The following is an 18,172-nucleotide window of genomic DNA, read 5'->3' on the forward strand; positions in this document are numbered from 1 at the left end:
TCACTCCTTAGCCGGGATCGCCGCTACGGCCTGAATCTCTATCAATAACTGGGGATGCGGCAGTTGATGTACCGCCACAGTCGTCCGGGAAGGTCCGTTCTCGTCGAAGAACTCACCGTAGACCTCGTTGTAGCCACCGAAGTCGTTCATCGACACCAGGTACGCCGTGACGCTGACCAGATCTTCCAGCCCGGCGTCCACTGCGGCCAGGATGTCGCGGATGTTCTCCAGTACGGCGCGCGTCTGCTCGCGAATGTCGAGTGTCGTCGTGCCGAGCTCGTCGACCGATGCACCCGCGATGGTGTTGTCAGGACGTCGGCTGGACGTGCCGGACACGAACGCGAAGCCGCCCGACACCTTCACGTGCGGGAAGCGACCGCGCGGTTTCGCCTTACCTGGAACGACTGTCACGAGATCTCCACACAGACGTTGGTCGGCTCGGAGTAGAAGTCGAACGAGTGCCGCCCGCCCTCGCGTCCCACCCCGGACAGCTTCATCCCACCGAACGGCGTGCGCAGATCGCGGACGAACCACGTGTTGACCCAGACCAGGCCGACGTCGAGAGCAGCGCCGGCCCGGTGTGCGCGACCGACGTCCCGCGTCCAGACTGTTGCCGCGAGCCCGTAATCACTGTCGTTGGCCAAGCCAAACGCTTCGTCCTCGGTGTCGAACGGCGCGATATGGCAGATCGGCCCGAACACTTCCTCGCGGTTGGTCCGGGCATCCACCGGCAGTCCCGTCACGACAGTCGGTTGCACATAGCAACCACCGTCGCGAGCATCGCCGAACGCCGGTACGCCGCCACCCGCGAGCACGTCGGCCCCCTCGGTTCGCGCCAGGTCGTAGTACGAGAGCACCTTGTCACGATGCTGTTTCGAGATGAGCGGCATGTTGACCGTCGCCTCGTCGGCGGGCCAGCCGTAGGTGAGTTCGCCGGCCCGGGTCGCCAGTCGGGTGCAGAACTCGTCGTACACGGGACGCTCGACGTACAGGCGTTCGGTGCAGAGGCAGACCTGGCCGCCGTTGGTGAAGGTCGAGCGGACCGAGCCCTCGACGGCCGCGTCCAGATCGGCGTCGGCGAAGATCAGGCCGGCGTTCTTGCCGCCGAGCTCGAACGAGACCGACTTCACCCGCTCCGCGGCCACCTTGGCGATCGCCGTACCGGTCGCGGACTCACCGGTGAAGGTGATCGCGTCGATGCCTGGGTGGCGGGTCAGGAACTCACCCGCGGACGACGGGCCCAGGCCGTGCACGAGGTTGAAGACCCCGTCCGGTACGCCGGCCGCCGCCATCACCTCGGCGAGCACGGTCGCCGACGACGGCGTCTCCTCGGACGGCTTCACGATCACTGCGTTGCCGCAGGCAAGCGCCGGCGCGACCTTCCACGTCAGCAGGAGCAGCGGGAGATTCCACGGTACGACGATCGCCACGACACCGACCGGTTTGCGGACCGCGTAGTTGAGCGCCCGGCGGCCGTCCGCAAGGGTGGTCGTGTAGGACTCGGTCGGCGTGGTGGTCGCGAAGTCCGCGAAGGCGCGGAAGTTGGCCGCACCGCGCGGGATGTCGAGGGTGCGCGCCTGACTGATCGACTTGCCGGTGTCACCGACCTCAGCCGCGACCAGGTCGTCGAACCGGCGCTCCAGCTCGTCCGCCACGCGCCGCAGGACGTTGGCGCGCTCCTGCTCCCCCATGCGTCCCCACGGACCTTTGAGGGCTGCGCGGGCTGCGGCGACGGCTGCGTCCACAGTGGACTCGTCGGCTTCGCACACCTCGAAGATCTGCTCCCCCGTCACCGGACTCACCTTGGCGAACCGCTTGGGCGAGTCGACGAAGGAGCCGCCGACGAAGTGTTGCAGCAGCCCAACGTCTTTTGGCTGGCCGGTGAGCAGCTCCGGCGTCCACAGCGTCATTGGAGTCTCCTCAGCAACCTCAGTGCGATCAGAGCGAGGCCCGCCGCCGCGAGACCGACGTACCGGTGTTGGCGTTGGACTCTGCGCTGGACCTCGGCGTACGGGGTGGTGCTGAAGGAGACGAGCTCGTAGCGGGAGACGTACCGGCCGGGCAGGAGGCGTTCGAGCGCGTGCTCCACCTGCTTGGTCAGTCGGAAGACTGGTGACGCCACCTTGTCGCGCATCTCGATGAAGTTCGTCAGTGCCATGTCGGCGATGGCTTCGGTGTTCTCGCGTCGGCGTGCCTCGAAGAGCGGCAATGCGCGGGCCCACGAACCACCTGTGTCGTCCAGGCACCGGTCCAGCTCTACGACGTCCTCGAACGCGCAGTTGGCGCCCTGGCCGTAGAACGGGACTATGGCGTGCGCAGCGTCGCCAATCAGGGCAGTCCGGCCGTGGGCCTGCCAGGGCAGCGTGTGGACAGTGCCGAGCACCCCGACCGGGTTGTGCAGGTAGTCGTCGATCAGATTCGGTGCCAACGGCAACACATCCGGATAGTGCTCACTGAAGTACGTCGTGATCGCGTCTGCCGTGGTGAGCGCGTCGAACGAGCCAGCCGGCCAGAACAGCGTGCACGTGAACGAGCGGTCCGGGTTCGGCAGGGCGATCATCATCGACGTCCCACGCGGCCAGATGTGCAGTGCGCCCGGGTCGAGCGCGAACTCCCCGTCCACGGCCGGAATCGACAGCTCCTTGTACCCGTAGTCCAGGAAGTCGACGTTCTCGGCAACGATGCCCTCAGCAAGCAACTGCTCCCGTACGGCGGACCCTGCGCCGTCCGCGCCGAGGATCACATCAGCTGTCGCTGTCGTTTTGCCTGACGGGGTCTGGAACACCAGCCGACCGGCGGCGGAGTCCAGCTCGCACAACCGGTGCTCGAACTCGACCGACACACCCTTAGCGGTCGAGGCCGCTGTGAGCAGTGCGTTGTTCAGCGCGCCCCTGCTGATCGAGTTGATCGCCCGGTCGCCTCTGGCCGAGTACTGATGGAAGTCGAGCGGTCCGGCGACCGGATGGATCATCCGGCCCTTCATCGGCAGCGCATCGGCCATCACCGTCGTGTCCAGCCCGATCCGCCGCAGGGCGTCCAGACCGCGTTCGGAGATCGCCAGGTTGATCGACCGGCCCCGGTCCGTCGTACCGACGCGCGGGTCCGGGCGGCGCTCGTACAGGGTCACAGTCAGCCCACGCCGGGCGAGGTAACACGCCAGCAGACTGCCGGTCAGCCCGGCTCCGACGATTGCAACCTTCATCCAGCGATCACCTCGGCCAGCGCTGCCGCTGCGCGCCAGCAGTCGTGGTACGTCGAATACAGCGGCACCGGCGCCAGTCGGAGCACATCTGGTTCCCGTGCGTCCGCGATCACGCCGTACTCGAACCGTAGCTTCTTGGCGAGCTCACCGGCGGTCAGCGCTCCACCGATTCGCAGGGAGAGCTGGGCACCCCGCCGTACCGGATCGGTCGGTGTGATCACCTGCACCGGCACCGCTGCCAACAGCTTCTCCAGGTAGGCCGTCAGCCGCAGACTGCGCTCGCGCAGGACGCCGATGCCGATGCGGTCGAAGATCTCGAGTGACGTGCGCACCGGGCTCATCGAGAAGATCGGTGGGTTCGACACCTGCCAGGCGTCCGCAGAGGCAGGCGGCCGGGACTCGGCTGCCATCTCGAACCGCGTGGACGCCTCCGTGCTCCACCAGCCCTCGAACCGCGGCAGCTGACCACCCAGGTGCCGCTCGTGCACGAACGCTGCGGCCAACGAGCCCGGTCCGGAGTTCAGGTACTTGTAGGAGCACCAGGCGGCGAAGTCGACGCCCCACTCGTGCAGCTCCAGCGGTACGTTCCCGGCTGCGTGCGCCAGGTCCCAGCCGACCACTGCACCCGCCGCCTGCCCAGCTGTCGTCATGGCGGGGATGTCCATCAGCTCACCGGTCAGGTAGTTCACTCCGCCCAGCAGCACCAGTGCCACGTCATCACCGAGCCGGTCGAGCACGTCCGCCGTACGGAGGCAGTCCTCGCCCGGTCTGGGCTTCAGGCGGACGACAGCGTCGTCGTACCCGTGGAAACGTGCTTGGGACTGCACTGCGTAGCTGTCTGACGGGAAGGCGGAGTCCTCGATGAGGATGCGGTACCGCGACGCCGTCGGCCGGTAGAACGACACCATCAGCAGGTGCAGGTTGACCGTGAGCGAGTTCATCACCACGGTCTCGCTGGGCAGCGCACCGACGAGTCGAGCCGCCGGTCCGGTCAGCAGCTCGTGGTACGGCAGCCAGGGCCGCTCACCCTCCAGATGGCCTTCCACGCCGAGGGCAGCCCAGGAGTCGAGGTCCGCGAGCAGCTCGCCCCGAGTGGCCTTCGGGCGCAGGCCGAGCGAGTTCCCGGCGAAGTACGCGACCTCCCGGTAGCGGCCCTCGGTCGCCGTCGGGATGTCGAACAGCTCGCGGTGGCCCGGGTCGCTGGCGTCCAGTGCGCGTGCCTCCGCCTCCGAGCTCATGCCTCGGCGACCTCCGGCTCCACGACTGCCTTGGCCACGGGCGGCTCCACCACCTGGCCCTTGCCGAGCACCGTGACACCGCCCTTGGAGACGGTGAAGCCACGCTGCCGGTCGAAGTCGGGGTCGATCCCGATCTCGACACCCGGCGGGATGACCACGTTCTTGTCCAGGATGACGTTCTTCAGCACCGCGCCGGCGCCGATCGTGCAGTTGTCCATGATCACCGCACGCTCCACCAGCGCACCGGCGCCGACCTTCACGTTCGACCCGAGCACCGAGTGGTCGACGGTCGCACCGGACACGATCGAGCCCTGGCAGATGATCGACTCACTCACCGTGGCGTTGTCGGTGAACTTCGCACCGGGCAACTGCGGGTGGGAGGTGAAGATCGGCCAGTCCGAGTTGTAGAGGTTGAACACGGGCTGGATCGAGACCAGGTCCATGTGCGCCTCGTGGTACGAGTCCAGCGAGCCCACGTCCCGCCAGTACGAGCGGTCCCGGTCGAGCGCACCGGGTACGTCGTTGTCCTTGAAGTCGTAGACACCGGCCTTGCCCTCGGCAACCAGCATCGGGACGATGTCGCCACCCATGTCGTGCCGGGACGCCGGGTTGGCGGCGTCCTTGCGCAGCGCCTCCACCAGGACATCGGCGCTGAACACGTAGTTGCCCATCGACGCGAACGTCTCGTCCGGCGAGTCCGGCAAACCTGGGGGCTCCGCTGGTTTTTCCAAGAATTCGGCGATCGTGTGACCGTCGTCCGCGGTCTTGATCACGCCGAACTCCGACGCCTCGGCCCGCGGCACCCGGATGCCGGCCACGGTCACCCCGTTGCCCCGGGCGATGTGGTCGGCCACCATCTGGGAGGCGTCCATCCGGTACACGTGGTCCGCGCCGAACACCACGATGATGTCGGGTTTGGCGTCGTTGATCAGGTTCATCGACTGGTAGATCGCGTCCGCACTGCCCTGGTACCACTGCGGGCCGAGCCGCTGCTGGGCCGGCACACAGGTGACGTAGTTGCCGAGGAACGTCGACATCCGCCACGTGATCGTGACGTGCCGGTCCAGTGAGTGCGACTTGTACTGCGTCAGCACACACAGACTGCGGATCCCCGCATTCACCAGGTTGGACAGCACGAAGTCGATCAACCGGTAGCTACCGCCGAAGGGCACAGCCGGTTTGGCCCGGTCCGCCGTCAGCGGCATCAGCCGCTTCCCCTCACCACCGGCCAGGACAATTCCGAGAATCTTGGGCGCCTTTGCCATGTCCGCACCTTAGCCGCCGTTGTCCGGGTGCATAAGCAGTTGCGAGTGTCGCGAGACTGGAAGCATGCCAAGGCTCACCACTCCGACCGTTGACGTTCACCAGTCGTTCCTGGCCGCTTGGGACGAGTTCGGCCTCGACAGCCGCTGGATGGGAGCCCGGTCGGTGGTGGCCGGCGTACCGGAGTGGACGCGGGAGCAGGCGGCTGACCCGTCGGAGTTCGCTGCCATGGTGGCGGCAGTCGCGAGCGAGGCTACTCCTGGGACCGCGCTCGGTCCGGACATGCTGCCGCAGACGGTGCTCTGGTACGTCGACGGCGCGGAGTGGCTCGGCCGCCTCTCGATCCGGCACCAGCTCGGCCCCGCCTTCGCCGAGGTCGCCGGACACATCACGTACGGCGTGCGTCCGTCGTACCGGCGTCGTGGGTACGCGTCGGCGATGCTGCGCGAGTCGCTGCCGGTCGCTGCGGCGCTGGGCATCGACCCTGCCCGGGTCACGTGCCTGGTGGACAACGTGGGGTCGCGGAAGGCCATCGAGGCGGCCGGAGGCGTGCTGCAGGACGAGTACGAGGGCAAGCTGCGCTACTGGGTGGCTACCGGCCGTGCGTAAGACTGGGAGGATGCCAACCCTCGTCGAGCCCACTGTCGCCGTCCATCTGTCCTACCTGGCTGCCTGGGACGAGCTGACGCCGGAAGAGGAGCGGTGGATGGGTGCCGAGACGTTCGTCGGCGGCGAAGAGGAGAACTGGACCCGTGAGCAGGCAGCCGACCCGGCCGAGTTCTCACGACTCGTCGACGGTATCCGCGGCGCTGCTGACCCCGACGCAGTACTGATGGACGGGATCGTGCCCTACACGATCCTCTGGTTCGTCGACGGCGTGGAGTGGCTCGGCCGGCTCTCCATCCGGCACGAGCTGAGCCCACAGCTCCTGGAGATCGGCGGGCACATCGGGTACTGCGTCCGGCCGTCGGCCCGTCGCCGGGGCTACGCGACCCAGATGCTCGTCCAGTCCCTGCCCTTCGCGGCGGACCTTGGAATCGACCCGGCACTGGTCACGTGCGACGCGGACAACGTGGCGTCCCGCAAGGTGATCCAGGCGGCCGGCGGCGAGCTGGAGGACGAGCGACACGGGAAGCTGCGGTTCTGGGTGGCTACGCACACGTCCTGATGACTTATCGTCGGACTTTATGAAGGTCGCCATTCTGACGCGTGAGTTTCCTCCGGACGTGTACGGCGGGGCGGGGGTGCATGTCGACTTCCTGGTGCGCGAGTTGCGCCGGTTGCTCGACGTCGACGTGCACTGCATGGGTGAGCCACGCCTGGGCGCCACCGCCCACTCCGAGGACGACCCGCGGATCCCTGGTGCGAACGCGGCGCTGCGGATCCTCTCCACCGATCTGACCATGACCGCCGCCGTCGGCGATGCACAGCTCGTGCACTCGCACACCTGGTACGCGAACATGGCCGGCCACTGGGCCAAGCTCCTGTACGGCGTACCGCACGTGGTGACCGCCCACTCGCTGGAGCCGCGCCGGCCGTGGAAGGCCGAGCAGCTCGGCGGTGGCTACCGACTGTCGAGCTGGGCCGAGCAAACGTCGTACGAGGCTGCTGACGCGGTGGTCGCAGTCAGCCGCGGGATGCGGGACGACGTACTGGAGTGCTACCCGTCGATCGACCCGGCCAAGGTGCATGTCATCTCCAACGGGATCGACGCGGACTTCTACCACCCGGACCCAGCGACCCACGTGCTGGAGCGGCTCGGCGTCGACCTGAGCCGGCCGTACGTGACGTTCGTCGGCCGCATCACCCGGCAGAAGGGTGTTCCGCACCTGCTCCGCGCCGGACTGCAGCTGGACCCGTCGGTGCAGCTGGTGCTGCTCGCCGGTGCAGCTGACACGGTCGAGCTCAAGGCCGAGACCGACGCCCTCGTCGACGAGCTTCGCGCATCTCGTGACGGCGTCTTCGTCGTCTCGGAGATGCTGCCGCGCGAAGAGGTCCGGCAGGTCCTGACGCACGCCCTGGCCTTCTGTTGCCCGTCGATCTACGAGCCGCTCGGCATCGTCAACCTCGAGGCGATGGCCTGCGAGACCGCCGTCGTCGCGAGCGCGGTCGGCGGTATCCCGGAGGTCGTCGACGACGGCGTGACCGGAACCCTCGTCCGCTACGACGAGAACGACATCGACACCTTCGAGCGCGAACTTGCCGAAGGCATCAACGAGCTCGTCGCCAACCCCGCCAAGGCCGAGGCCATGGGCAAGGCCGGCCGCACCCGAGCAGTGTCGGAGTTCGGCTGGGACGCCGTCGCCGAACGCACCGTCCACCTCTACAACAGCCTCACCGTCTAGGACCACCCCCACCCCCCCTTCCTCCGCACCTCCCCCCCGGTGACATTTGGTGGGTGCACCCACCAAATGGGAGGTTCCCCGCCGAAATTCCGGGGTGGGAACCCCCTATTTGGTGCGTGCACCCCTCCAGGCTCAGCCGGCGACGCGGGCTCGGCGTGCGCGAGCGAACGCCTGGCGGATCAGCATCGCCGTACGAGCGGGGCGCTCCAGGTCGGCCCAGGTGATGCGCACAACCTCCAGCCCGAGCGCGCGGAGACGGTCCTCGCGGAGCTTTTCGTCGATCAAGGTCGTCGTTGATCCGTCGGCGTACTTCACCATGCCGTCGAACTCGACAACCGTCATCTCCTCCGGAAAGTAGAAGTCGACGCGTCCGATGAATCCGGCCCTGTCCGAGAAGACCGCCTGCAGGACGGGGCGCGGCAGGCCCTCGTTGCGCATCAGCACCCTCGCCCGCGACTCTCCCACCGATTCGGACAACGGGTCGGCGAAAGCGATAGCTGACGTGATCGTCGGGCTTCCGGGCCAGCACTCGGTCGTCTCGAGCAGCCGGCGAACCACCTCGGCACTCACGTCCGGTCGCCGCAACGCTGCGTCGGCGCTGACCACGGCGGACTCGAACGACGCCCTGCTGGCGTTCTCAATCAACGCACGCTCGACCGATGTCACCGTCAGCGCATCGACCTGCGTCAGCTCCGCCGTCGTCAGCTTTCCTTCGTGATGCCTGGTACCGGCCTTCAGTCTGCTGCGTCCGGTCAACCGCGTCAGCTGTACTTCCTCGAGATCAGCGCCCCACGCTGGTACACCGTGCAGGACGAGCGCCGAGTAGTGGCTCACTGCCACCGACCCTGGCTGCATCGCATTCACCGCGGCGTGGACGAGGCGCCGATGCCGAAACAAGTGCCGATCCCAGGCAGCCGAGTCCCTCAGATCGACGGCCTCGGCGTACTGCCCGTGCCGAAGCCGCTCCCAGCGGCCGTTCTTCAGACGGTCCCGAATCTGGTCCGGTGCATACCCGGCGATCATCGCTTGCAGGCGGCTGAACACACCGCCCTGCCGCGCCGCAACGCGTGCCAACTCTGGGTTCATCCCCCCAGCATCGGTGTCCCGGCCCTCTCCCCGCTCGCCTCGACGCGGCACCTGTGGACAACTTTGGTAGGTGCACCCACCACCTAGGAGGTTCCCCGCCGATATTTCGGGGCGAGAACCTCCCATTTGGTGGGTGCACCCACCAAATGGGGTCGGGCGGGGTGGTGGGCGGGGGGTGGGGTTAGGCGATGCCGGCGGTGGGGGAAGCGGTGGTTAGCCAGGTGGTTAGGAGGCGGGCGCCGGCGCCGGTGGCGCCGGCGGAGTATTCGTGGCGGTCGGCGGGGGACTCGGCGATCGAGGAGAGGTCGAGGTGCGCCCAGGGGGTGGTGCCGGTGAAGGCTTTGAGGAAGAGGGCGGCGGTGATGGAGCCGGGGCCCTTGGAGGAGTTGACGGAGTCGGCGATGGGGGTGGAGATGAGGTCCTGGTACTGGTCGGCCAGGGGCATCCGCCAGAGCTCTTCGCCTGAGACTCGGCCGGCGTCGGTGAGGTTGTCGGCCAGGGCGTCGTCGGTGGCGAAGAGGCCGCCGTACAGCATGGCGCCGAGCGAGACCTTGATCGCGCCGGTGAGGGTGGAGATGTCGACGACGACGTCGGGCTTCAGGTCCTGTACGGCGTAGGCGAGGCCGTCTGCCATCACCAGGCGGCCTTCGGCGTCGGTGTTCTTGACCTCGGTGGTGCGGCCGCCGTAGTGGCGGATGACGTCGTCGGGCCGGTACGCCGAACCGGACGGCATGTTCTCGGCCGAGCAGATCAGGCCGGTGACCTTGACCTTCGCGCCCAGTTCACGCAGGGCCGACATGGTCGCGATCACCGAACCGCCGCCGGTCATGTCGCGCTTCATCGACACCATGCCTTCGCGCGGCTTCAGCGACAGGCCGCCGGTGTCGTAGGTGATGCCCTTGCCGACCAGGACGACGTACGGCGTCTTGTCCGTGGCACCGTCCGGGACGTAGTCCATCCGGATCAGCCGCGGCGGGCGGGTCGAGCCCTGGCCGACCGCGAGGATGCCGCCGAAGCCGTCGGCGGCGAGCTGCTTCTCGTCCCAGACCGTCACCTCGAGGCCGGTGGACGCGGCCAGCTCGGTGGCGCGGGCGGCCAGCCAGGACGGGTCCTTCTCGTTCGAGGGGGTGATCGCGAACTGCCGGGCCACCCAGCCCGTCCGCCCGATCACGATGCCGCGGTCGATCACGGCCTGCCGCTCGGCGGTGGAGCCGTCGGTCAGGGTCACTCGAGCGACCACCGGCTTGCCCTTGTCGACCGTCTTCAGGGTGTAGCTGAACGAGCCGAGCACGATGCCCTCGGCAAAGGCCTGCAGCGCCTGGTCGTCGATGCCCTCGGCAACGACGGTGGTGAGCTCGTCCTTGCCGCGACCGAACCGGGCGATCGCCGCGCCGGCGTGGCGCAGCTCCTTCGCCGTCGCGTCACCGGCGCCGACCAGCAGCACCTCGCTGACCTCACCCGACAGCAGCGGGTAGGCCACCGTCGTACCGGCCGACGCACTGAAGCCGGCCTCCTGCTGCACCTCGAGCAGCCGGTCCAGGTCGACGCCGAGCCGCTGCCCGGCCTCCTTCGCCGCGGCCGGCAGGCCGCCCGACCCCACGACGACCACCCAGGTGGACGAGCCGTGCACCGGCAACCCGGGCTGCCAGGCCACGGCCGGAATCGTCGGGTACGCGAAGGTGCTGATGCGGCGAGCCACTAGAGGGGTCCTCACTGGTCAAGTGTCAAAGAGAAACTGCTGCCCACCGTAACGACCCCGGTCGGTACCGGAAAAGGCACCCACCGGGGTCGAAGGAATGACAAAGGAGTGCGGAAGAGGCACCCCGGAGAGTCGGTCAGCCGACGACGGCCTTCAGTGCATTACCGAGATCGGTCGCCTCGTCGGCGTTGAGCTCGACCACGAGCCGGCCCCCGCCCTCGAGCGGAACCCGCATCACGATTCCGCGGCCCTCCTTGGTGACCTCGAGCGGACCATCGCCCGTCCGCGGCTTCATCGCCGCCATGCGCGCACCCCTTCCCAGTTCGGTGTTGAGCGACGACACCACGCGGCCGACCGTCGCCGGCGCCCTGTGGTGATGCGCCGTCGGCGCGTATCGCAGTGTGTATCCGGACCCATTATCCCCGATCACAGGCCGAAGGCGCGCACCATACGGCAGACTCGGGTTTTGTGCACGCCCGTTCAGCCCTTTTCGACCTGTACGGCGACCACCTGCGCGCGCGTGGAGCGCGAGCACCGGTGGCCGCCCTCGTGCGCCTGCTCGCACCCCTCGGCGTCCATCCACCGGCCGTCCGGACCGCCGTGTCGCGGATGGTCCGGCAGGCCTGGCTGGAGCCGGTCCGGATCGACGGGCAGCCCGGATACGCGTTGTCGGCCCGGGCGCGCCGCCGGCTCGACGACGCGGCCGCCCGGATCTACCGGACCGGGGCCGACGGCACCGGCCCGGACGGGGTCCCGGGCTGGGACCGGCACTGGCATCTGGGCATCCTGCACGAGGTCCCGAACGCCCGCCGTCGCGAGCAGCTGGCGAGCCAACTCGCCTTCCTGGGTTGGGCTCCGCTGTCCGACGGCGCCTGGGTCGGGCTGCGCAACGACACCGAGGTCGACCAGATTCTCGAGGTCGAGGGAATCACCGCGGACCGCTTCCGGGCGCCCGTCGACGAGGGCGCGATCGAGTTCGCCCGGCGGGTCTGGAAACTCGACGACCTGGGGGCCTCGTACGACGCCTGGCTGATCGAGGCCAAGGCCCTGGTCGACGCCGCCGGGGACGGCACCACCGACGAGCAGGCGTTCGCCGTCCGCTCCGAACTGGTACACGAGTGGCGCAAGTTCCTGTTCCTCGATCCAGGGCTACCGGCCGAGCTGCTGCCGTCGGACTGGGCCGGCACCCGGGCCGCCGCATACTTCGATTTCCACGCGGAACGACTGGGCCCCGCGGCCGGGCGTTTCGTCGACGACTGCCTGACGACGCACTGAATTTCCTCACCCACTGTCAAGGAGCTGACCACGATGAGTGACTCCGTCACGTACGACGTGTCCGAAGGTGTCGCCACCATCACCCTGAACCGGCCGGACGCGATGAACGCGCTCGACATCGCCACCAAGGTGCTGCTGCGCGACACGATCCAGGCCGCGGCCGAGGACGACGCCGTACGGGTCGTGGTGCTGACCGGGACCGGGCGCGCGTTCTGCGTCGGTCAGGATCTGAAGGAGCACATCGGGTTGCTGCAGGCAGGAGACACCGAGGCGCTCTGGAGCACGGTGCCGGATCACTACGCGCCGATCGCGCTGGCGCTGGCCGAGATGCCGAAGCCGGTGATCGCCGCGGTGAACGGCGTCGCGGCCGGGGCCGGCGCGTCGATGGCGTTCGCGTGCGACTTCCGGATCCTGTCGGAGACGGCCGGGTTCAACTTCGCGTTCACCGGGATCGCGCTGTCGTGCGACACCGGGATCTCCTGGACGCTGCCGCGACTGATCGGTCAGGCCCGGGCGATCGAGCTGCTGTACTTCCCGCGGACCATCAAGTCGGCCGAGGCACTCGAGCTCGGGCTGGCGTCGTCCGTCGTACCGGCCGAGGGGCTCGAGGCGGCCGTTACGGACCTTGCCGCAAAACTCGCGGCCGGACCGACGGTCGCCTATGCGTCGGTACGTCAGTCGGTCGCGTACGCCGCGTCGCACACGCTCGCCGAGTCGCTCGCGTTCGAGGCGTCGAAGATGCAACTGACCGGCGACACCGAGGACCACAAGAACGCCGTCGCGTCGTTCGTGGCCAAGGAGAAGCCGACCTTCACCGGGCGGTGAAGGTCGGCTCTCGTCACGTTGGTGGACTCCCCGGCCGCTTTCCGGTCGGGCGAGTCACGACCGGACAACCACCTGACAGACGGGGAGTCCGCTGAACACCACATCACGTTCTGTAGGGGTAACACAACTCGTTCAGCCGTTTGTCTTCCAGTCACCGCGAATTGCACGATTTCGTGCGTTATGCACGTGCATCTGGCCTCTGCATTCGCCTTGTTCAGCGGGCGATACAGGTCGCGAGATGGTCGTTCACGATGCCCGTCGCCTGCATCAACGCGTACGCCGTGGTCGGGCCGACGAACACGAATCCGCTCTTCTTCAAGGCCTTCGCCATGGCCACCGATTCCGGTGTCGTCGCCGGGACGTCGCCCAGTGTTTTCGGCGCCTTCTGCTTGGCCGGCTGGAAGCTCCACAGCAGGTTGGTGAGCTCGCCGTCGTCGAGCTCGAGCAGGGCGCGCGCGTTCGAGATCGTGGCGTTGATCTTGAGCCGGTTCCGCACGATCCCCGGATCGGCCATCAGCCGGTCGAAGTCGTCACTGCCGTACTTCGCGATCACCTCGGGATCGAAGTGCGCGAACGCGGTCCGGAAGTTCTCCCGCTTCCGCAGGATCGTGATCCACGACAGGCCGGACTGAAACGCTTCCAGCGTGAGCCGCTCGAACAGTCCGCGGTCGTCGCGGATCTCCTTGCCCCACTCGTTGTCGTGGTACGCGATGTACTCCGGCGCCGACGTCGCCCACCCGCAGCGCGGCTGCCCGTCGTCCCCGATGACGGTCACGCCGCGACCTCCTTGACCAACCGCTTCAGTGAAGTCTTCATCATCAGTTCGAACGCCGGTCGCACGACCGGCCAAGCGAGTCGCCCGAGCTTGCCGAGGGGCGGGATCACGTCCTCCGACCAGGTGCACACGCTGCCGGCGCTCCCGGTCGAGGTGACGGCGAACGTGCCGGTGCCGCGGACGATCGTGCCGAGGTGTTTCACGGTGCACTCGTGCGGTGGATCCCAGTTCGTGATGACCATGTCGTCAGTGAACCCGATGCCACCGACAGAAGTTCGCGCCGCGACTCCCCCGCCGACACCGACGCCGTCCTGCCCGGTCGCCCACACCCGCGTGAACAACATCCACCGCGACTGCCGCGACCAATCCACCACCACATCCCACGCGTCCTGTTGCTCCAGCTCCAGTTCGATCGAAGCCTCCGCGTGGCACGTGCCGCTGGATGTCATCAGCTAGGACGCCGGTACGCCGGTTGATCCGGCGGCGCGCTGTGCCGTCCCTGAGCCCCAGGATCGCCCGACGGCGGTTCCCACGCCTCCCAGCCCTCCGGCGGCGCCTCGGCACCCCCGTTGGCCTGCTCCTGGGCCACCTGCGGCTGCACCCAATGCGGCACCGGCGCCGCCTGCTGTTGAGGCGCCTGCGCAGGCTGCTGGTACGGCGTGGGCTGGCTCGGGGGCTGCTGGTACGGCGAGGGCTGAGCCGCGGACTGCTGTGTCGGCTGCGGAGTCTGCTGGCGTTCCGAGGGGCGCAGGGTGAACTGAGCCTGGTCAGCTTCCTGGTTTGCCGGAGCGTCCTGCCGGTACGGCGTCGCTTGGCCCGCCGACTGCTGTGTGGGCTGCTGGTACGGCGTGGGCTGGGTCGGCTGCGGGTAGGCCGCGCCGGACTGGTCCTGGCCCTGGAACTGCTGAGGAGCTGGCGGCTCCTGGAACCAGGAGCCGGCCGGGGGCTGGTCCGCCGGGGTGGCTCGCGCGTCGGGGACCTGCGGAGGCGCAGCGGGGGTGGCTGGCTTGTCCGTGGTGCGGATGGTGGGGAGGCTGCCAGTGGTGGCCTCGAGCAGGGCCCGGGCCTCGGCCTGGAGCCGCTCGTACTCGTTCGCAGCCGTAGCAGGCGGCTCCTCGGCAACCGCCTGAGGTGTGGACTCAGGCTGAGCCGCGGCTTCAGCGACCGGCTGCGGTGCGGGCTCGGCTGCCGCCGGCGCGGGGTCGGCCGCGGGCTGCTGAGGCTCAGCGGGCGACGGAGCTGCCGGGACGGCGACCACCGGAAGCGTCACCCCAGGCGCCGCCGCGACCGGGGCCGGCATCGGGGTCGGAGTCGGAGCTGCGGGCGGCTCTTCGCTTGCGGTGGTCTGCTCGGCCGGCGGGAAGTCGCCGCCGACGAGGATCGGCTCCTGGGAGCCGGTGTCGTCGAAGTCGGCGGCGGTGTACCTGTTGCGGGACGCGAACCCGTCCCCGTCGGGCGAATCAAGGATCGGGGCGACCGCCCGCTCGAGATCGGCGATCCGGCGGTCGCGCTCGGCGACCTCCCGGGCGACGCGTTCGAGCAGCGTGTCGACCTCGTCCATCCGGTAGCCGCGCAGGCCGACGGCGAACCGGACCGACTCGATCTCGGTCGAGGTCAGCGCCTGCCGCGCGGGGACAGTCATGTCGGGGCGGTCGTCGTACGCGGGGCTCATGGCACCCCAACGTCCCGAGGCCACGACGGCGACGGCCCCGATCAACAGCACCACGATCAACCCGAAGAACCACATCACGGGACCGATCGTGCCATGCCGATCCAGTCACCCGCACAATCGGCGGGTCTTTGAGCCGAAAGCTAGCTCCCGTCGGACCCGAGCCGGTGCTGCTCACGACGCTCCCGCGCGGCCGGATTCTCCGCCTCGGCGACCTGCTCAGCAGCGTTCGACGCCGCCTCTTCGGCCGCCGCGTCGGCCAGCTCGGCGGACTTGACGATGTAGCTCACGGCCTCGTCCACGGAGTCGGTGATCGTGAACATGTCGAGGTCGGCCGCCGAGATCTTCCCGTCGACGAGCATGGTTTCGCGCAGCCAGTCGGCCAGCCCGCCCCAGTACGACGTACCGAACAGCACCACCGGGAACGACGTCACCTTGCGCGTCTGCGCCAGCGTGAGCGCCTCGAACAGCTCGTCGAGCGTGCCGAACCCACCCGGCATCACCACGAACCCCTGCGCGTACTTCACGAACATCGTCTTGCGCGTGAAGAAGTACCGGAAGTTCATCCCGATGTCGACCCACTCGTTCAGGCCGTTCTCGAAGGGCAGCTCGATCCCGAGCCCGACCGAGACGCCACCGGCCTCGGAGGCGCCCTTGTTCGCCGCCTCCATCACGCCCGGCCCGCCGCCGGTGATCACCGCGTACCCGGCGTCCACCAGCTTCCGCGCGAGTTCCTCGGCTGCGCCGTACATGGGGTCTTCGGGCTTGGTCCGCGCCGACCCGAACACGCTGATCGCCGGCCCCAGCTCGGCGAGCATGCCGAACCCCTCGATGAACTCCGACTGGATCCGCAGCACCCGCCACGGGTCGGTGTGCACCCAGTCGGAGGGCCCGCGGCTGTCCAGCAACCGCTGCTCGGACGTGGACTGCTGCACCTGCTTGCGCCGCATCACGACCGGTCCGCGTTGCTGGTGGCCGACCGGACGGTCGGGGTGGATCGAGGGTTGTTCTGCCATGCCCCCAGGTTAGGACCTATCCGGAGACGGCATGGGCTCACGCGGGCGCGGTCAACCAACTCCTCAACCGCTGTTCACACAGCTCGATCTCGGCCTCCGGCACGAATTCATCCTGTTTGTGCGCATACAGCGGGTCGCCGGGCCCGTAGTTCACCGCCGGTACGCCGAGCAGCGTGAACCGCGCCACGTCAGTCCACCCGAACTTCGGCTTGGGCTCACCGCCCACCACCTGCAGGAACGCCGCCGCAGCCGGCCGCTCCAGCCCTGGCAACCCGCTCGGTGCGGAGTCCGTCACCACGATGTCGTAGCCGTCGAAGACCTCGCGCAGGTGCGCCTCGGCCTCCGCCTCGGACCGGCTCGGCGCGAACCGGTAGTTGATCTCCACCGTGCACAGGTCCGGTACGACGTTCCCCGCGACCCCACCGGTGATTCCGACCGCGTTCAGCCCCTCGCGGTACTCCAGGCCGTCGATCGGCACCCGCCGCGGCTCGTACGCCGCCAGCCGGGCCAGCACGTCTCCGGCCGCGTGAATGGCGTTCCGGCCCATCCACGACCGTGCGGAGTGCGCCCGCTCGCCCCGGGTGGTGACCTCGATCCGCATCGTCCCCTGGCAGCCCGCCTCGACCACGGCGTTCGACGGCTCCATCACGACCGCGAACACGCCCTCGAGCAGCTCAGGGTTCGACTGGGTCAGCTTGAACAGCCCGTTGCGCTCCGACTCGACCTCTTCGCAGTCATAGAAGACGTAGGTGATGTCCCGGTTCGGCTCGGTCAGCGTGGCCGCCAGCCGGAGCCCGACGGCGACCCCGCCCTTCATGTCGCAGGCTCCGAGCCCGTGGATCAACCCGTCCGCGCGCCGCGCCGGCAGGTTGTCGTTCAGCGGCACCGTGTCCAGGTGCCCGGCGATCACGATCCGCTCGGCCCGCCCGAAGTCGGTCCGCGCCACCACGGTGTTCCCGTGCCGGAATACCTTCAGATGCGAGTACGCCGAGAGCGCGGCCTCGACCTGGTCGGCCAGCGGCTCCTCGGTCCCACTGACCGACGAGATGTTGACCAGCGCCTCGGTCAGGTCGGGTCCGGACACAGTCAGGTCTAGGGTCATGGGGTCAATGCTCTAGGAACACGCAGAACTCGTTGCCCTCGGGGTCAGCACAGATGTGCCAGCCGATCTGATCGTCCTTGGGCCGCAGCAGCGTCGCACCGGCGTCCAGCACAGGCTGGAGCGCGGGGGCGGTCACGTCCCAGTGCACGCGGTTCTTCACCGTCTTCGGCTCAGGCACCGGCACGAACACCCAGTAGGCGAACGGCAGACCGGGCACGTTCTCCAGCCAGTACCACGGCGCGTCCGCCGAGTGCTGGACGTCTCCACCGACCACTCCGGCCCACCACTCGGCCTGTGCCCGCGGGTCGACGGTATCCACGACGAGCTCCATCAGCCGGTACGCCGGAACCCGTTCCCGGACGAATCCGCAGAACTCCCCACCCTCCGGATCCGTCAGCACGGTCCAGTGCGAGTGCTGCTCCTGCACGGTCGCCCCGGCCGCGACCAGGTCGTCGATCGAGGCGGTGTGCACATCGAGGTGCACCCGGTTCTTCCCCGTCCGCGGCTCCCCGACCGTGTTGATCCAGATCGTCTTCTCGGGCGTGTCGCCGTGCAGCACCGTCGGGTTGTCGGCCGGCACGGTCAGCCCGAGCACCCGCGCCCAGAACGCCACCATCGTGGGCGAACCGTTCGCGTCGATACACAAGTCCTTGAACCGGGCCACCGTCATGCGATCA

At 68.5% G+C, this 18,172-nt stretch carries 19 protein-coding genes; 5 read left to right on the plus strand and 14 right to left on the minus strand.

All coding sequences use genetic code 11. The features are described from left to right. From ACIA49_RS17740 to glgC, 5 genes are read right to left on the minus strand one after another with little or no spacing between them, the layout of a single operon-like run. Window positions 1-411 carry a RidA family protein gene (locus ACIA49_RS17740; protein ID WP_396378245.1) on the minus strand — a complete coding sequence of 137 codons (411 nt, stop codon included), beginning with the start codon at window positions 409-411 and terminating at the stop codon, window positions 1-3. Beyond that, window positions 408-1,910, minus strand: a complete 1,503-nt coding sequence (locus tag ACIA49_RS17745) for a 2-hydroxymuconic semialdehyde dehydrogenase (protein WP_396378246.1) — start codon at window positions 1,908-1,910, stop codon at window positions 408-410. The genes ACIA49_RS17740 and ACIA49_RS17745 overlap by 4 nt, the downstream gene beginning before the upstream one ends. Next, entirely contained in the window at window positions 1,907-3,202 is a 1,296-nt protein-coding gene (locus tag ACIA49_RS17750) for an FAD-dependent oxidoreductase (RefSeq protein ID WP_396378247.1), read from the minus strand. The genes ACIA49_RS17745 and ACIA49_RS17750 overlap by 4 nt, the downstream gene beginning before the upstream one ends. Then, window positions 3,199-4,440 carry a kynureninase gene (gene kynU, locus ACIA49_RS17755; protein ID WP_396378248.1) on the minus strand — a complete coding sequence of 414 codons (1,242 nt, stop codon included), beginning with the start codon at window positions 4,438-4,440 and terminating at the stop codon, window positions 3,199-3,201. Before kynU ends, ACIA49_RS17750 begins: the two co-directional genes overlap by 4 nt. Continuing rightward, on the minus strand, window positions 4,437-5,705 hold the full coding sequence (gene glgC / locus ACIA49_RS17760; protein ID WP_396378249.1) for a glucose-1-phosphate adenylyltransferase: 1,269 nt from the start codon (window positions 5,703-5,705) through the stop codon (window positions 4,437-4,439). The genes kynU and glgC overlap by 4 nt, the downstream gene beginning before the upstream one ends. A gap of 64 nt (window positions 5,706-5,769) precedes the next feature. Between glgC and ACIA49_RS17765 the strand changes: the two genes are divergently transcribed. Genes ACIA49_RS17765 through glgA form a run of 3 tightly spaced genes read left to right on the plus strand, consistent with a single transcriptional unit; the run spans window position 5,770 to window position 8,048 of the window. Beyond that, window positions 5,770-6,312 (plus strand): GNAT family N-acetyltransferase, encoded by a 543-nt coding sequence (locus ACIA49_RS17765; RefSeq protein WP_396378250.1) that lies wholly within the window; start codon window positions 5,770-5,772, stop codon window positions 6,310-6,312. A 10-nt stretch (window positions 6,313-6,322) separates the two neighbouring features. Beyond that, window positions 6,323-6,871, plus strand: a complete 549-nt coding sequence (locus ACIA49_RS17770) for a GNAT family N-acetyltransferase (RefSeq protein ID WP_396378251.1) — start codon at window positions 6,323-6,325, stop codon at window positions 6,869-6,871. Between the two features lie 19 nt (window positions 6,872-6,890). Further along, window positions 6,891-8,048 (plus strand): glycogen synthase, encoded by a 1,158-nt coding sequence (glgA, locus tag ACIA49_RS17775; RefSeq protein ID WP_396378252.1) that lies wholly within the window; start codon window positions 6,891-6,893, stop codon window positions 8,046-8,048. A 132-nt stretch (window positions 8,049-8,180) separates the two neighbouring features. Here the strand turns inward: glgA and ACIA49_RS17780 are convergent, their stop codons facing one another. The 3 genes from ACIA49_RS17780 to ACIA49_RS17790 form a co-directional block, all read right to left on the minus strand. Continuing rightward, entirely contained in the window at window positions 8,181-9,134 is a 954-nt protein-coding gene (locus tag ACIA49_RS17780; RefSeq protein ID WP_396378253.1) for a type IV toxin-antitoxin system AbiEi family antitoxin domain-containing protein, read from the minus strand. 181 nt (window positions 9,135-9,315) lie between these two features. Continuing rightward, window positions 9,316-10,848, minus strand: coding sequence for a leucyl aminopeptidase family protein (locus ACIA49_RS17785; RefSeq protein WP_396378254.1), 1,533 nt, complete (start codon window positions 10,846-10,848; stop codon window positions 9,316-9,318). Between the two features lie 121 nt (window positions 10,849-10,969). Then, on the minus strand, window positions 10,970-11,137 hold the full coding sequence (locus tag ACIA49_RS17790; RefSeq protein WP_132174389.1) for a DUF3117 domain-containing protein: 168 nt from the start codon (window positions 11,135-11,137) through the stop codon (window positions 10,970-10,972). Window positions 11,138-11,301: 164 nt separating this feature from the next. Here ACIA49_RS17790 and ACIA49_RS17795 point away from each other — a divergent pair, with 164 nt between their 5' ends. Beyond that, entirely contained in the window at window positions 11,302-12,108 is an 807-nt protein-coding gene (locus ACIA49_RS17795; protein ID WP_396378255.1) for a PaaX family transcriptional regulator C-terminal domain-containing protein, read from the plus strand. 33 nt (window positions 12,109-12,141) lie between these two features. Beyond that, the gene (locus ACIA49_RS17800; RefSeq protein WP_396378256.1) at window positions 12,142-12,933 is read left to right on the plus strand and encodes an enoyl-CoA hydratase/isomerase family protein; all 792 of its coding nucleotides are present in this window, start codon (window positions 12,142-12,144) and stop codon (window positions 12,931-12,933) included. Window positions 12,934-13,147: 214 nt separating this feature from the next. Here ACIA49_RS17800 and ACIA49_RS17805 read toward each other — a convergent pair whose 3' ends face one another. The 6 genes from ACIA49_RS17805 to ACIA49_RS17830 all read right to left on the minus strand — a co-directional run bounded on the left by ACIA49_RS17805 (window position 13,148) and on the right by ACIA49_RS17830 (window position 18,165). Further along, the gene (locus tag ACIA49_RS17805; protein WP_396378257.1) at window positions 13,148-13,708 is read right to left on the minus strand and encodes a DNA-3-methyladenine glycosylase I; all 561 of its coding nucleotides are present in this window, start codon (window positions 13,706-13,708) and stop codon (window positions 13,148-13,150) included. After that, window positions 13,705-14,157: an SRPBCC family protein gene (locus ACIA49_RS17810; RefSeq protein WP_396378258.1), complete on the minus strand. Its 453-nt coding sequence runs from the start codon at window positions 14,155-14,157 to the stop codon at window positions 13,705-13,707. Before ACIA49_RS17810 ends, ACIA49_RS17805 begins: the two co-directional genes overlap by 4 nt. Beyond that, window positions 14,157-15,455, minus strand: a complete 1,299-nt coding sequence (locus ACIA49_RS17815) for a DivIVA domain-containing protein (RefSeq protein WP_396378555.1) — start codon at window positions 15,453-15,455, stop codon at window positions 14,157-14,159. The genes ACIA49_RS17810 and ACIA49_RS17815 overlap by 1 nt, the downstream gene beginning before the upstream one ends. Window positions 15,456-15,520: 65 nt before the next feature. Next, window positions 15,521-16,393 carry a TIGR00730 family Rossman fold protein gene (locus tag ACIA49_RS17820; RefSeq protein WP_396378259.1) on the minus strand — a complete coding sequence of 291 codons (873 nt, stop codon included), beginning with the start codon at window positions 16,391-16,393 and terminating at the stop codon, window positions 15,521-15,523. A gap of 37 nt (window positions 16,394-16,430) precedes the next feature. Continuing rightward, window positions 16,431-17,495: a succinyl-diaminopimelate desuccinylase gene (gene dapE / locus ACIA49_RS17825; RefSeq protein ID WP_396378260.1), complete on the minus strand. Its 1,065-nt coding sequence runs from the start codon at window positions 17,493-17,495 to the stop codon at window positions 16,431-16,433. Window positions 17,496-17,499: 4 nt separating this feature from the next. Then, a complete protein-coding gene (locus tag ACIA49_RS17830; protein WP_396378261.1) occupies window positions 17,500-18,165 on the minus strand; it encodes a VOC family protein in 666 nt (221 codons plus the stop codon). Window positions 18,166-18,172: the final 7 nt, after the last annotated feature.

The organism is Kribbella sp. NPDC051587 (genome assembly GCF_044453945.1).
GTDB lineage: Bacteria > Actinomycetota > Actinomycetes > Propionibacteriales > Kribbellaceae > Kribbella.

Excerpts from the sequence above, each read along its gene's own strand:
- ACIA49_RS17810 (WP_396378258.1), bottom strand. The coding sequence starts at position 14,157 with ATGACATCCAGCGGCACGTGCCACGCGGAGGCTTCGATCGAACTGGAG.
- ACIA49_RS17800 (WP_396378256.1), top strand. The coding sequence starts at position 12,142 with ATGAGTGACTCCGTCACGTACGACGTGTCCGAAGGTGTCGCCACCATC.
- ACIA49_RS17780 (WP_396378253.1), bottom strand. The coding sequence starts at position 9,134 with ATGAACCCAGAGTTGGCACGCGTTGCGGCGCGGCAGGGCGGTGTGTTC.
- glgC (WP_396378249.1), bottom strand. The coding sequence starts at position 5,705 with ATGGCAAAGGCGCCCAAGATTCTCGGAATTGTCCTGGCCGGTGGTGAG.
- glgA (WP_396378252.1), top strand. The coding sequence starts at position 6,891 with ATGAAGGTCGCCATTCTGACGCGTGAGTTTCCTCCGGACGTGTACGGC.
- ACIA49_RS17830 (WP_396378261.1), bottom strand. The coding sequence starts at position 18,165 with ATGACGGTGGCCCGGTTCAAGGACTTGTGTATCGACGCGAACGGTTCG.
- ACIA49_RS17790 (WP_132174389.1), bottom strand. The coding sequence starts at position 11,137 with ATGGCGGCGATGAAGCCGCGGACGGGCGATGGTCCGCTCGAGGTCACC.
- ACIA49_RS17815 (WP_396378555.1), bottom strand. The coding sequence starts at position 15,455 with ATGTGGTTCTTCGGGTTGATCGTGGTGCTGTTGATCGGGGCCGTCGCC.
- ACIA49_RS17750 (WP_396378247.1), bottom strand. The coding sequence starts at position 3,202 with ATGAAGGTTGCAATCGTCGGAGCCGGGCTGACCGGCAGTCTGCTGGCG.
- ACIA49_RS17820 (WP_396378259.1), bottom strand. The coding sequence starts at position 16,393 with ATGGCAGAACAACCCTCGATCCACCCCGACCGTCCGGTCGGCCACCAG.
- ACIA49_RS17745 (WP_396378246.1), bottom strand. The coding sequence starts at position 1,910 with ATGACGCTGTGGACGCCGGAGCTGCTCACCGGCCAGCCAAAAGACGTT.
- kynU (WP_396378248.1), bottom strand. The coding sequence starts at position 4,440 with ATGAGCTCGGAGGCGGAGGCACGCGCACTGGACGCCAGCGACCCGGGC.
- dapE (WP_396378260.1), bottom strand. The coding sequence starts at position 17,495 with ATGACCCTAGACCTGACTGTGTCCGGACCCGACCTGACCGAGGCGCTG.
- ACIA49_RS17765 (WP_396378250.1), top strand. The coding sequence starts at position 5,770 with ATGCCAAGGCTCACCACTCCGACCGTTGACGTTCACCAGTCGTTCCTG.
- ACIA49_RS17770 (WP_396378251.1), top strand. The coding sequence starts at position 6,323 with ATGCCAACCCTCGTCGAGCCCACTGTCGCCGTCCATCTGTCCTACCTG.